Source organism: Winogradskyella psychrotolerans (assembly GCF_018860565.1).
In the GTDB taxonomy this organism is placed as follows: domain Bacteria; phylum Bacteroidota; class Bacteroidia; order Flavobacteriales; family Flavobacteriaceae; genus Winogradskyella; species Winogradskyella damuponensis.
Map to the genome: position 1 here is coordinate 1 of NZ_JAHKPS010000013.1, position 14,171 is coordinate 14,171.

The following is a 14,171-nucleotide window of genomic DNA, read 5'->3' on the forward strand; positions in this document are numbered from 1 at the left end:
CAAACTTAATTTTAAAAAAATATTATTTATTTTTTCAAAGCTAAATCTGTCTGGAAATGAACGGCTGAAACTTGACTTGTTGTCTTTGTTTCGGGGTGCAAATATAAAACCCTTTTTCATTCCCACAACTCCTTTTTCCTTTTTATTTTCACTTTTATTTTAAAACCTTAATTCTGTGCAATTTAACAATCATAAAAAGTTACTGTTTTGTTCTAGCTGATAGCAAACACTAGTCTTTAGTGCCAAAAAACAGCTTTTAATAGCACAGGGTCTTTTTAAATTACAACTGTATTAGCGGTAGAAGCGGCATCCTTTTTTTACTTCTATATATAATGACAAGATAAGAACATAGTCTATGAGATTAGTATATTCTACTCTAAAGTAAACTTAGTAAAAAAGATATAGCGGATGACGCGACACTTTTGCTACTAAAAAGCAAAAGTGAAATACCCTAAAAAAACAATGCAATATTTATAGAAACTTCACTTTGTCTATTCCTTATATAGATATATCTTTGTAGACTAAAATTTATACTATATATAATGATACAAATTACTTTACCAGATGGTTCTGTTAGATCTTTTGAAAAAGATGTAACACCTTATGAAGTGGCTGTAGATATTAGCGAGGGATTTGCTCGCAACGTTATCTCTGCAAAATTCAATGACACAACTGTTGAAACTACCACTCCATTGACCACCGATGGTAATCTTACTTTATATACGTTTAGAGATGATGATGGTAAAAAAGCATTCTGGCATTCTTCTGCCCATGTTTTAGCGCAAGCTCTAGAAGAATTATATCCTAATGTAAAGCTTTGGGTTGGTCCTGCTGTTGAGAATGGGTTTTATTATGATGTTGACTTAGGGGAAGGTTCTATTTCTGAGAAAGATTTTAAAACAATTGAAAACAAAATGATTGAAATTGCTAGAGGCAAGCACGACTTTAAAATGCGTGATGTTTCTAAAGCAGAAGCTCTCTCCTATTATAAAGGTAAAAACGATTACAAAGTTGACTTAATTGAAAACCTTGAAGACGGCACTATTAGTTTTTGTGATCATTCTAGTTTCACTGATCTTTGTCGTGGTGGCCATATTCCTAATACAGGAATTATTAAAGCTGTCAAAATTTTAAGTGTTGCTGGAGCCTATTATAAAGGTGACGAAAAGAATAAGCAATTAACAAGAGTTTATGGTATTTCTTTTCCAAAGCAAAAAGAATTAACAGAATACCTACATCTTTTAGAGGAAGCTAAAAAAAGAGACCATAGGAAATTAGGTAAAGAATTAGAGTTATTTACTTTTTCTCAAAAGGTCGGTCAAGGTTTACCTCTTTGGTTACCAAAAGGTGCTGCTCTTAGAGAACGTTTAGAGAATTTCTTAAAAGCAGCTCAAAAGAAAGCGGGTTATGAAATGGTAGTTACACCACATATTGGACAAAAGGAGCTTTATGTCACTTCTGGTCATTATGCAAAATATGGAGAAGACAGTTTCCAACCTATTACAACTCCTTCTGAAGGTGAAGAGTTTCTATTAAAACCAATGAATTGTCCTCATCATTGTGAAATTTATAACGCTAAACCATTTTCATATAAAGAACTTCCAAAACGCTATGCCGAATTTGGAACTGTATACAGATATGAACAAAGTGGCGAGTTACACGGTTTAACAAGAGTTAGAGGGTTTACTCAAGATGATGCTCATATTTTCTGTACTCCTGATCAATTGGACAAAGAGTTTAAGGACGTTATAGACTTAGTATTATATGTTTTTGGGTCTTTAGGTTTTGAAAACTTTACTGCTCAAGTTTCATTAAGAGATCCAGAAAATCCTGAAAAATATATTGGAAGTGATGAAAACTGGCAAAAAGCGGAAGAAGCAATTTTAAACGCTGCAAAAGACAAAGGTTTAAATTATGTTGTTGAAACAGGTGAAGCTGCCTTTTATGGTCCAAAGTTAGACTTTATGGTCAAAGATGCTTTAGGAAGACAATGGCAATTAGGAACAATACAAGTAGATTATAACCTACCTGAGCGTTTCGATTTATCTTATAAAGGTAGTGATAATGAGATGCACAGACCAGTTATGATTCATCGTGCGCCTTTTGGAAGTATGGAGCGTTTTATAGCTATATTACTAGAACATACGGGCGGAAACTTCCCACTTTGGTTAATGCCAGAGCAGGTAATTATACTCTCAATAAGCGAGAAATATGAAAAATACGCCGAAAAAGTTTTAATTTCGCTAGAAAATGACGAAATTCGCGCCCTCACAGACAACAGAAATGAAACTGTAGGTAAGAAAATTCGCGAAGCTGAAATGCAAAAGTTTCCTTATATGATTATCGTCGGTGAGCAAGAAGAAAAGGATAATACAATAACTGTGCGCCAACATGGAGGTGAAGACCTTGGCACAATTAGTGTAGAAGACTTTAAAGAAATAGTAAAAGATAGAATTAGTAAAAGTTTAAAAACTTTTAAATAATATTAAGTTTAATTTAAAATACAGAAGCCATAGCAATACGTAGAAACAGAAAGAATTTTACAAGACGTGTATCTCAAGAAGATAAACACCGTATAAATTCTAAAATCAGATCTGAAGAAGTAAGATTAGTCGGAGATAATGTCGAAATAGGTGTTTATCCTATTAAACAGGCTTTATCCATAGCCGACGAACAAGGTTTAGATCTTGTAGAGATATCGCCAAATGCGAAACCTCCTGTTTGTAAAGTTATGGATTATAAAAAATTCCTTTACGAACAGAAGAAAAGAGAAAAAGCATTAAAGTCTAAAGCGACTAAAGTCGTTGTTAAAGAAATTCGTTTTGGTCCTCAAACAGATGACCATGATTATGAATTCAAAAAGAAACATGCTGAAAAGTTCTTAAAAGATGGAGCGAAGTTAAAAGCGTTCGTATTCTTTAAAGGACGATCTATTGTCTTTAAAGAGCAAGGTCAAATTTTATTATTAAAGTTGGCACAAGATCTTGAGGAATATGGGAAGGTAGAACAAATGCCTAAACTTGAAGGAAAGCGAATGATTATGTTCATCGCACCTAAAAAGAATTAAATAAAAAATCACTATAGCTAAAGCTATAAGTGTATTTAAGATAATAAGCGAAACGTAAATTAAAAAGAGGAGAAAATGCCTAAAATGAAAACAAAATCGAGTGCTAAGAAACGTTTCAAACTAACTGGCACTGGTAAGATTAAAAGAAAGCATGCGTTTAAGAGTCACATATTGACAAAAAAATCTAAAAAACGTAAGCTAAAATTGACTCATGATGGTTTAGTACATAAAGCAGATGAGGACAATATTAAAACAATGTTACGTTTAAAGTAATACGGTTTTAATCGGTTAAAACAAATTATAAACCCTGGAGTTAGGCAAAATTATTTAGCAAGTGTCGATTTAGACCGCCTACTACAAAAACAATTAAAGAAATGCCAAGATCAGTAAATTCAGTAGCAAAAAGAGCCCGAAGAAAAAAGGTTCTTAAGCAAGCAAAAGGTTACTTCGGAAGACGTAAAAACGTTTGGACAGTAGCAAAAAATGCGGTTGACAAAGCGATGCAATATTCGTACAGAGACCGTAGAGTAAAAAAGAGAACATTCCGTTCGTTATGGATTATGCGTATTAACGCAGGTGCAAGACAGCATGGAATGAGCTATTCAAAATTTATGGGAGGATTAAAATCTAATAATATCGAATTGAACCGTAAGGTACTTGCCGATTTAGCAATGAATCACCCAGAAGCTTTTGAAGCTATAGTAAACAAAGTAAAGTAGGCTTTTAGCCAAATTAATAACAACATTTCGCTTATAAAATCCGATTCATTTATTTGAATCGGATTTTTTTATGTCTAATTATTAAAAACTAAACTGTTTACATAAGCGCATATGCATACAAAATTCCTTTTTTATTTTTAACTTACGCTTTAATTAAAATCAATTCCATGAAACGTATTCAGTTTATCGCAACCCTTATTCTACTCGTTACTTTTAATACGTATAGTCATAGTCAAGATAAAGAAAAACCCAAACCTTGGGATGTATCTAACCCCGAAGGTAACTGGAAATTTAAAGACCTAAAACTTTCAACCAATGAAGGGACTTGGATGAATTTGGATATAAGTCCTGATGGGAAATCTATTGTCTTTGATTTATTAGGCGATATCTACATCATGGACAGCAATGGTGGTAAAGCAAAAATACTAAGAGAAGGTTTGCCCTTTGAAATTCAACCACGATTTAGCCCTGATGGCAAACAGATTTCATTTACCAGTGATGCTGGTGGTGGCGATAATATATGGGTCATGAATACTGACGGTTCTGATGCTAAGCAAATCACAAAAGAAAATTTCAGATTATTAAACAATGCTATTTGGACACCGGATGGCGATTATCTTATTGCCCGAAAGCATTTTACTTCTGGGCGTTCTTTAGGAGCTGGCGAACTATGGCTATATCATAAAACTGGCGGTAGCGGTTTACAGCTTACTAAAAAGAAGAATGACCAACAAGATGTTAACGAACCAACTATCTCTCCAGATGGGAAGTATTTATACTACAGTGAAGATGTTTATCCTGGAGGTGTTTTTCAATACAACAAAGACCCAAACAGTCAAATCTATGTGATCAATCGCTACGACATGAAAACTGGTAAAACGACAAGAATCACCGGAGGTCCAGGTGGTGCTGCACGTCCTCAAATTTCCAGAGATGGAAAAAAACTAGCTTTTGTAAAACGTATTCGCACTAAATCTGTTTTATATATACACGATTTAGAAACAGGAGAAGAATGGCCTGTTTATGATCAACTAAATAAAGACCAACAAGAAGCTTGGGCTATTTTTGGAGTGTACACCAACTTTAATTGGATGCCTAATAATAAAGACATCATAATTTGGTCTGGCGGAAAAATTAATAAGATCAATATCAATTCGCTTAACGTATCCGACATTCCGTTTGAAGCTAATGCAACTATTAAGATTGCTAAAGCTGTTGAATTTGATACTCCTGTAGCACCTGATACTTTTGACGCTAAAGTGATTCGTCATGCGACCACGTCTCCTGATGGAAAATCAATTGTTTTTAATGCCCTTGGTTATTTGTACACACAAAAATTACCAAATGGAAAAGCTAAACGATTAACTAAAGGCACCGATTTTGAATTTGAACCATCCTTTTCACCTGATGGAAATACCATTACTTATGTAACTTGGAATGATCAAAACCTAGGTGCTATTTACTCCATTCCTTCAACTGGTGGTACTGCTACAAAACTGACTTCAGAAAAAGGCATTTATAGAAACCCGTCGTATTCACATAACGGTAAACATATTGTCTATAGAAAAGAAGGAGGAAACAACGAACAAGGTCGAACATTTTCAAAAAAACCAGGTTTGTATTTGATGAATAGTGATGGGACAAACACCAAATTTGTAACCAAAGAAGGAGATTTCCCAATGTTTAATGCTGATAATACACGAATTATTTACCAAAATGGCGGACAATTTTTTGGGGCTTTAACTAAAGAATTAAAAAGTGTTGATCTTAATGGTTTTGATGAACGCACACTCGTAAAATCAAAACATGGTAATATTTTGGTACCAAGTCCTGATAGCAACTGGATTGCTTTTGTTCATTTACATAAAGTATATTTGGCGCCAATGCCTCAATCTGGACATACTTTAGACTTAACTGATAAAAGTAAATATGTTCCAATTACACAGCTTTCTAAAGATGCAGGGATTAATCTTCATTGGTCTAAAGACAGCAAAACATTGCATTGGACCTTAGGCAACCAATATTTTTCAGTTAAAGCTTCTGAAGATGCTAAACTTGTTGAAAAAGGTATAAAAATAAATTTAGAAGCTAAAACAGATAAACCTTCAGGAAGAATTGCTTTAAAAGGAGCGCGACTGATTACTATGGAAGGTGATGAAATCATAGAAAATGGCACCATTGTTATTAATGAGAATATAATTGAATCTATTGGAAATACTTCAGACATCACAATTCCTTCCGATGCTAAAGTCTATGATGTTTCAGGAAAAACAATAATGCCAGGCATGGTGGATGCGCATGCACATATTGGTGGTTTTAGATATGGATTAACCACACAAAAACACTGGCAATTTTACGCGAATTTAGCTTATGGAGTGACGACGTCTCATGATCCATCTGCGCATTCTGAAACTATTTTTGCGCTTTCAGAATTACAAAAAACCGGAAAACTTGTTGGACCACGTCTCTACTCTACAGGATTTATTCTTTATGGAGCTGATGGCGATTTTAAAGCGGTCATCAATAATCTTGAAGATGCGCGTTCATCTATTAGAAGAACCAAAGCTTTCGGTGCCTTATCGGTTAAGAGTTATAACCAACCAAGACGTGAGCAACGACAACAAGTATTACAAGCCGCTAGAGAGGAAGGTATATTTGTTGTTCCAGAAGGAGGCTCAACATTTTACCACAATATCACCATGGTTATGGATGGGCATACTGGTGTAGAACACAACATCCCAGTAGCACCTGTTTATAAAGATGTTTTAGAACTTTGGGGAAATAGTAATGTGGGTTATACACCAACACTTATTGTAAATTATGGCGGTATGAATAGTGAAGTCTATTGGTACCAAAAAACCAATGTTTGGGAAAATGAAAAGCTTTTAAAGTATACTCCAAGAGGCATTATCGATTCACGTTCTAGGCATCGTGTTATGGTTCCGGATGAAGAATATGAAAATGGCCATATATTGGTTTCTAAAACCACCAAAGCACTTAGTGATGCTGGAGTAAAAGTTAACCTTGGTGCCCATGGTCAGTTACAAGGCCTTGGAGCGCACTGGGAATTATGGTCACTTCAACAAGGAGGCATGGCCAATCATGACGTCTTAAAAGCTGCGACTATAAATGGAGCTAATTATATAGGTGCAGGTAATGATATTGGTTCGCTGAAAAAAGGAAAATTAGCCGATTTAATTGTGATGGATAAAAACCCTTTAGAAGACATTAGAAATTCTGAAAGTATTATTTACACCATGATTAATGGTCGATTATACGACACTGAAACCATGAATGAAATTGGAAATCACGCAAAGGAACGTACCAAATTCTACTGGGAAAATAATAAATATAACCAAGCGTTTCCGTGGCATGAGGAATCGCAAAGTTTTACACGAGAAACCTGCGGTTGTCATGTAGGCGCTCACTAAAAACAAAAACCGATTCATAATGGAATCGGTTTTTTATTTTATTTTATTTGAATACAATTTTTAAGAATACAATATGAAGGACGTTAAAATGGTAGTTACAGATATGGATGGTACTTTACTAAACTCTAATCACGATGTGAGTTCCAAATTCTTTGAGCTATTTAAAGACTTAAAACAACAAAATATCCAATTTGTTGCGGCAAGTGGACGGCCTTATTATAGCATTGTAAAAAAACTTCAACCTATAAAAAATGATATTATAATCGTAGCAGAAAATGGTGGTTTAGTTATTCAAAATCAAAACGTACTGCTTTCTAATCAGCTAAATCCAAATAGAGTATTAGAACTTTATACCTTGATTTCAACTATTGCAGACACCTACCCTATTTTCTGTACGCAACATCAAGCTTTCATTCTTAGAGCTTCAGATGATTTGGTAAAGACTTTTTCTGAATATTACTCAGACTATACCATTATTGATTCCTTTGAAGACATCACAGATGATATCATTAAAATAGCATTGTATCACACCTCAAATTCTGAAAAACATATATTTCCCTTTGTAAAACATCTAAAACCAGAACTCAATGTTGTGGTTTCAGGAAATCATTGGGTCGATATTTCTGAAGCTATTACTAATAAAGGAAATGCGCTAAGCTTTCTACAAAAACAACTCAACATTAGTCCTTCTGAAACTATGGTCTTTGGAGATTATAATAATGATTTAGAAATGTTGACATGCGCCAAATATAGTTACGCAATGGCAAATGCACATCCTAATGTTAAAAATGTGGCTAATTTTGAAACAGAATCTAATGATAATAATGGTGTAGAATTGGTTTTAGAACAACTAATTACCGAAAGCCGTAAGCACTAATTGCCTACCGCCTGCTCTATTTCTATGCTCACAGAGATAAATACCTTGCCAAATCCCGAGATTTAATTGACCATTTGTGATAGGAATTTGAACAGAGGTTCCCATTAATGATGCTTTTATATGGGCAGGCATATCATCAGAACCTTCGTAAGTATGTTGGTAATAAGCCTGATTTTCTGGAACCATTTTATTGATATAGCTTTCAAAATCTAATCGTACTGTTGGATCTGCGTTTTCATTTATCGTTAAACTCGCTGATGTATGCTTAATAAACACTTGTAATTGCCCTATACTAATTTGTTTTAGTTCTGGAATTGCTCGTAAAATATCTGATGTAATCAGATGGAAACCTCGTGAAAACGCTTGAAGTTTTATTTCTTTTTGAAAAAAAATCATATGGCTATAACATTTTTTTATTTAGATTCCTCTGTAATTTCATCAATAGCAGATTTAAATTCTTTCCAACTGATAAGGTCATCACCATCTTTATCGTAGCCTTCGATTAATTTTGAAGAGACCATACCACGAATAAATCCGGTAATTTCAGCATCCTTTAATAGTTTTACGATTTCAGCTTTATTGAGTTTTCCATCACCATCCTTATCAAAAAAAGCAAAAGCATCTTCAGGGGTTTCAAAGTGATTAGTAATTAAGATTTGAATTTTGTGGAGTATGGTTTCTTTTGATAACATTTGTTTTGAGAGTTTTATTAAATAAGTAATACTACACGTTTAAGTTAATAAAAAAAGGTCGCTTTAAAGCGACCTTATCGTTAATGATTATAGTTCTAACGTTTTGATTATCCTTATTAAAATTAAAAGTATTTAATATTGATTCACTAAATAAATTTTATATTATGTTTTCTGCTTTTTCTTTTTAGCTGCAGGAAACAATACATTATTCAATATCAAACGGTATCCTGGAGATGTAGGATGTAAATCTAATTCTGTTTTTGGGTCACCTACACGATGTGTATAATCTTCGGGATCGTGACCACCGTAAAAAGTGAAGAAACCTTTTCCTTTAATACCATGTATATATTTAGCCTCACCGTTGGTTCTGTTTTCTCCCATTACCAAAACATTAGATTTAATTTGGTCTCTAGTAAACGATGTAGTTTGTCCCATAAACCCTTTGACCAAAGCAGTATGATTTTGAGTTAACATTGTAGGGATTGGGTCCCATTTTGCAGAATACTCCATTAAAGAAAAATAATCTGTCATCTTAGGTATTTGACGTTTTTGAGTCATATCTATTGACGAAAACTCATACACATTAGGACTACGTTCTAAAATATAATCTTTAAAAGCAAAAGTCTTACTAAAGTCAATTTTATTTTGATAGCCAGGATCACTGCCATCGCCATCAAACATCGGTTCACAAATATCTACTCCTTCTGCAGAAAGCGCAATATCAAAACTATCTGTTGCAGAACACATGGCAAACATGAATCCACCTCCAACAACATAATCTCTAATTTTAAGTGCTACAGCCAATTTAGCCTCAGATACTTTATCGTAGCCTAACTTTGCGGCTAATTCTTCGGCTTCTTTTTTATCTTCAATGTACCATGCTGCTGAGCGGTAAGCTCTATAAAATTTCCCATATTGCCCTGTAAAATCTTCATGATGTAAATGCAACCAATCGTAAAGTAATAATTCATCATTTAAAACTTCTTCATCGTAAATGGTTTCGTAAGGAATTTCAGCATAGGTTAACACCATAGTCACCGCATCATCCCAAGGTTTTAAACCTTTTGGTGTATAAACTGCTATTTTAGGTGCTTTTTCTAACACAATAGCTTCTTGATTTACTGCAGGACTTGCAATATCTTCTAATATTTGAGCTGCTTTTGCGTCTGAAATTACTTCAAAAGATACGCCTCTAATTTGGCATTCTCGTTGAATAATTTCGGCATCAGGTAATAAAAACGAACCTCCTCTATAATTAAGTAACCATTTTACCTTAAGCTCTCGTTCTAGTGTCCAATAAGTAACACCATAAGCTTTAAGATGATTATTTTGTGTTTCGGCATCCATAGGAATAAGGATATAGGATGCGTAAGCATTTATACTTAAAAATAAAGTAAAGATGATAAGAAATAGATTTTTCAAGTTCATAAATTTAGAACGAAATATAACCAAATTTTAGTCTGTTTAAGTCTTATTTAATAATCTTTTAAGACCTATTGAGTTGAATAAAATCTGAACAATGAATTTCTTTAAAGAAAACACATTTGAATTTAATCTAGCTGAGTCTCATTACCAGAAAGTAAACTAGCAATGACCTTAGTCCCTTCAAACTGCTCTAAGATAATTTTAATAAAAACAGTAATAGGAATAGCCATAATTAAGCCTGGAATACCCCAAAGAAATCCCCAAAACATCAGCATTACCAATACTGCAATGACATTTATAGAGAAGGATTTTCCCATAAAAATGGGCTCCAAAATGGCACCAAAAGTCACTTGAACCATAGAAATAGCGAAGATAAAAAAGAACAGAGTACTCGTGGGATCCAATTCTACAAACGCAAAAATAGATAATAGAATTACAGAAATAAAAGAGCCTACCATCTGAACAAAATTAATAGCAAAAGCAAATAATCCCCAGAAAATAGGAAAACTCACATCAAAAAACACACACATTAATCCTGTAAATAGACCGGTTAAAGCACTGACTAAAACTTTTACCTTAATAAATTTAATAAGGTCTTTTTCTATTTTCATAAACGTTTTAATAGAAGTATGCTTTTGTTTTAATAGTGTATTATTAAGCAATTTATGAACGTTTATTGATTCTGCCAACCACAATACCACAAAGAATACTGTCATTAATAAGGCTGTTAGAAACGAATTTACAAATCCGAGCGTAGACCCTAGATTTTCTTTTTCAAATAATTGACCAATAAGTCCGTGTTCTTGTTCAATTTCTATTCCGAAGTTATCAAATAGATAGACTTTGAGATCTGCAATTTTTAATTCGGCTTTTGATAAAAATTCGGTATTGTTAGCTAATATTTGTTTACTAGATAATTGCACCAGTTCTATACCTATTTTAAGACCAATAGAAACGAGTAATAAAACGATAATGATACTAACAATTTTTGGTACTTTTCTACGTCCTAACCATCGCATTAATGGTAGAAATAGCAAAGCTATAAACATTGAAAAAATCAATGGAATAAAAATAAAAGACAGAATCTTTAGTAAGTAAAACACTAAAGGAATTACAATAATTAACAACAAAATGTTTGTTGTACGTCTTTGGTCTAACATGAGGCAATTTGATTTTATCTAAAGCATACAAAGATAGGATAAAAAATAGTGCTCAAATACATAAAAAGCTGTTAAAAAGGTACTCCATCATCTTCTGGTCCTCCAAAAGCATCTGAAGGAGAAGGGAAATTATCAGGAGTAAATGTATTATCATTAGCAGCTTCATTCATTTTAGAATGAAATTCACCAAATGGTGTATCAAAATCATCTAAATTATCGAACTTACCTAAGTGACCAATAAATTTCAATCTGATGTTTTCTAAACCACCGTTTCTGTGTTTAGCAACAATAAATTCACCTTGTCCTTCGGTTGGAGAGCGCTCTTCATCATCCCATTCATCAATCTTATAATATTCTGGTCTGTATATAAACGATACAATATCTGCATCTTGCTCAATCGCACCAGATTCACGTAAATCGGATAATAAAGGTCTTTTACTTCCGCCACGTGTTTCTACAGCACGTGATAACTGAGATAAGGCAATAACAGGAACACTTAATTCTTTTGCTAAAGCTTTTAAGTTACGGGAAATCATCGAAATTTCTTGTTCACGATTACCTCCTTTTTGGCTTCCTCCTGCTGTCATTAATTGCAAATAGTCAATCATAATCATCTTAATACCGTATTGAGATGCCAAACGACGTGCTTTTGCTCTTAAATCGAAAATTGAAAGTGAAGGAGTATCATCTATAAATAAAGGGGCTTGTTCTAAGGTCTTAACTTTAACGTTAAGTTGCTCCCATTCGTGTTTTTCTAACTTACCTGTTCTTAATTTTTCTGAAGACAAACCTGTTTCACTCGAAATTAAACGTGTAATTAGCTGTACTGAAGACATCTCTAAAGAAAAGAAAGCCACAGGAGTATTACTATTTACAGCCACATTACGAGCCATGGTTAGTGTAAACGCTGTTTTACCCATACCAGGACGTGCAGCTACAATTACTAAATCACTAGGTTGCCAACCAGACGTTAGCTTATCTAATTTATCAAAACCAGAAGGAATTCCACTCATCCCTTCTTTATTTGAGATCTCTTCAATTTTCTTTTTGGCTTGAATAACTAAACTCTGAGCAGATTCTGTAGATTTTTTAACGTTACCTTGAGTCACCTCATATAATTTGGCTTCAGCGGTATCTAAAAGATCGAAAACGTCTCTGGTTTCGTCGTAAGCTTCTTCTATAATTTCATTTGAAATTTTGATTAGACTTCGTTGAATGTATTTTTGAAGAATAATACGTGCATGAAACTCAATGTGGGCAGAAGAAGCTACGCGTTGTGTTAATGAAATGAGATAAAAATCACCACCAATCAAATCTAATTTTTGGTCCTTCTTTAATTGACTAGAAACGGTTAATAAGTCGACCGGCTCACTATTCTCAAATAATTTAAAAATAGCCTCAAAAATATGCTTGTGCGCCTCTTTATAAAAAGCGTCTGGGCTTAAGATGTCAATTACTTCATCTACACCTTTTTTATCAATCATCATTGCACCAAGCACAACCTCTTCTAAATCAGGTGCTTGAGGTGGTATCTTTCCTTTTTCTAAGTTAATAATTGTGCTTTTCTCAACTTTATAGCCTTGTACTGGATTGGGTTGTTTCATAAGTAACAAAAGTAGTCAAATAGTATTGACGATCTGATTATAAGTGGTTTTCAATCTTAACAGTTAGTTAACAATCTAACTGTTAATAACTCTATTTTATTGTTAATGGCGCCAAAAAAAACCGAAGCTTAAACTTCAGTTTTTTTTAGTTTCCTATGTTTAATGGAATCAGTCTTTATAGACTCCCATAGCATCGTATTTTTCCATACGTTGATTCACTAAATCTTTTGGTGATAAGTTTTTTAATTCACTATAAGACTTCTCTATAGCGTTTTTCACTGCTAAAAATGTCTTAGGTCTATCTGTATGAGCACCACCTAGTGGTTCTTTAATAATTTGATCCACAAGCTTCATGCGTTTCATGTCTTTTGCTGTTAGTTTTAAAGCTTCAGCAGCTTGTTCTTTATATTCCCAACTTCGCCACAAAATAGAAGAGCAAGATTCTGGTGAAATTACAGAATACCACGTGTTTTCTAACATCATCACGCGGTCACCTACTCCAATACCCAAGGCCCCTCCTGATGCTCCTTCTCCTATAATAATTGTAATAATTGGTACGGTTAATCGAGCCATCTCTAAAATATTTCTAGCAATGGCTTCTCCTTGACCTCGTTCTTCGGCTTCTAAACCTGGATACGCTCCAGGAGTATCAATTAAAGTAACCACTGGAATTCCGAATTTCTCGGCAGATTTCATAAGTCGTAATGCTTTGCGATACCCTTCTGGATTAGACATACCAAAATTTCGGTATTGTCTGGTTTTAGTATTAAATCCTTTTTGTTGGCCAATAAACATATAGGTTTGGTCTCCAATTTTACCTAAACCACCGATCATGGCTTTGTCGTCCTTTACATTACGGTCTCCATGTAGTTCTAAAAACGTCTCGCCGCAAAGTGCTTTTATATGATCTAAAGTATAAGGCCTGTTAGGATGACGGGATAATTGAACACGTTGCCATGCCGAAAGGTTTTTATAGATATCTTTCTTTGTTTCAGCTAATTTTTTTTCTATCTGCTTACAGGTTTCGGTTACATCTACATCACTTTCTTTTCCTATAATTTCGCATTTATCTAGCTGTTCTTCTAGTTCTTTTATGGGTAATTCAAACTCTAAGTATTCCATACAATTTGAAGTTATTTATTTTAGTTAGTATAGTTAGGATACAAACCTACGTATTCTAATTCACTTTTATAAAA

Annotated in this window: 12 protein-coding genes; 6 read left to right on the top strand and 6 right to left on the bottom strand. The window is 33.8% G+C overall.

The genetic code is table 11. From position 1 onward, the window contains the following. Positions 1-542: 542 nt before the first annotated feature. The 6 genes from thrS to KO504_RS04535 all read left to right on the top strand — a co-directional run bounded on the left by thrS (position 543) and on the right by KO504_RS04535 (position 8,094). Positions 543-2,483 (top strand): threonine--tRNA ligase, encoded by a 1,941-nt coding sequence (gene thrS / locus KO504_RS04510; protein ID WP_215925144.1) that lies wholly within the window; start codon positions 543-545, stop codon positions 2,481-2,483. A gap of 35 nt (positions 2,484-2,518) precedes the next feature. Further along, the gene (infC, locus tag KO504_RS04515; RefSeq protein WP_215925523.1) at positions 2,519-3,067 is read left to right on the top strand and encodes a translation initiation factor IF-3; all 549 of its coding nucleotides are present in this window, start codon (positions 2,519-2,521) and stop codon (positions 3,065-3,067) included. Between the two features lie 75 nt (positions 3,068-3,142). Beyond that, entirely contained in the window at positions 3,143-3,340 is a 198-nt protein-coding gene (gene rpmI, locus KO504_RS04520; protein ID WP_215925145.1) for a 50S ribosomal protein L35, read from the top strand. A 101-nt stretch (positions 3,341-3,441) separates the two neighbouring features. Next, complete coding sequence (gene rplT / locus KO504_RS04525; RefSeq protein WP_215925146.1) at positions 3,442-3,786, top strand: 50S ribosomal protein L20; 345 nt, start codon at positions 3,442-3,444, stop codon at positions 3,784-3,786. A gap of 167 nt (positions 3,787-3,953) precedes the next feature. Beyond that, the gene (locus KO504_RS17450; protein ID WP_215925147.1) at positions 3,954-7,217 is read left to right on the top strand and encodes an amidohydrolase family protein; all 3,264 of its coding nucleotides are present in this window, start codon (positions 3,954-3,956) and stop codon (positions 7,215-7,217) included. A 73-nt stretch (positions 7,218-7,290) separates the two neighbouring features. Then, positions 7,291-8,094, top strand: a complete 804-nt coding sequence (locus tag KO504_RS04535) for an HAD family hydrolase (protein ID WP_215925148.1) — start codon at positions 7,291-7,293, stop codon at positions 8,092-8,094. On the opposite strand, the gene KO504_RS04540 is transcribed toward KO504_RS04535, so the two are convergent. The 6 genes from KO504_RS04540 to KO504_RS04565 form a co-directional block, all read right to left on the bottom strand. Then, a complete protein-coding gene (locus KO504_RS04540) occupies positions 8,068-8,490 on the bottom strand; it encodes a secondary thiamine-phosphate synthase enzyme YjbQ (protein WP_215925149.1) in 423 nt (140 codons plus the stop codon). The genes KO504_RS04535 and KO504_RS04540 overlap by 27 nt on opposite strands. Positions 8,491-8,507: 17 nt before the next feature. Further along, positions 8,508-8,786 (bottom strand): EF-hand domain-containing protein, encoded by a 279-nt coding sequence (locus KO504_RS04545; RefSeq protein ID WP_115818022.1) that lies wholly within the window; start codon positions 8,784-8,786, stop codon positions 8,508-8,510. Between the two features lie 162 nt (positions 8,787-8,948). After that, complete coding sequence (locus KO504_RS04550; RefSeq protein WP_252723628.1) at positions 8,949-10,133, bottom strand: asparagine synthetase B; 1,185 nt, start codon at positions 10,131-10,133, stop codon at positions 8,949-8,951. Between the two features lie 203 nt (positions 10,134-10,336). Then, on the bottom strand, positions 10,337-11,371 hold the full coding sequence (locus KO504_RS04555) for an AI-2E family transporter (protein ID WP_215925151.1): 1,035 nt from the start codon (positions 11,369-11,371) through the stop codon (positions 10,337-10,339). Between the two features lie 71 nt (positions 11,372-11,442). Further along, positions 11,443-12,975: a replicative DNA helicase gene (gene dnaB / locus KO504_RS04560; protein WP_215925152.1), complete on the bottom strand. Its 1,533-nt coding sequence runs from the start codon at positions 12,973-12,975 to the stop codon at positions 11,443-11,445. A 168-nt stretch (positions 12,976-13,143) separates the two neighbouring features. Further along, positions 13,144-14,097: an acetyl-CoA carboxylase carboxyltransferase subunit alpha gene (locus KO504_RS04565; RefSeq protein ID WP_215925153.1), complete on the bottom strand. Its 954-nt coding sequence runs from the start codon at positions 14,095-14,097 to the stop codon at positions 13,144-13,146. Positions 14,098-14,171: the final 74 nt, after the last annotated feature.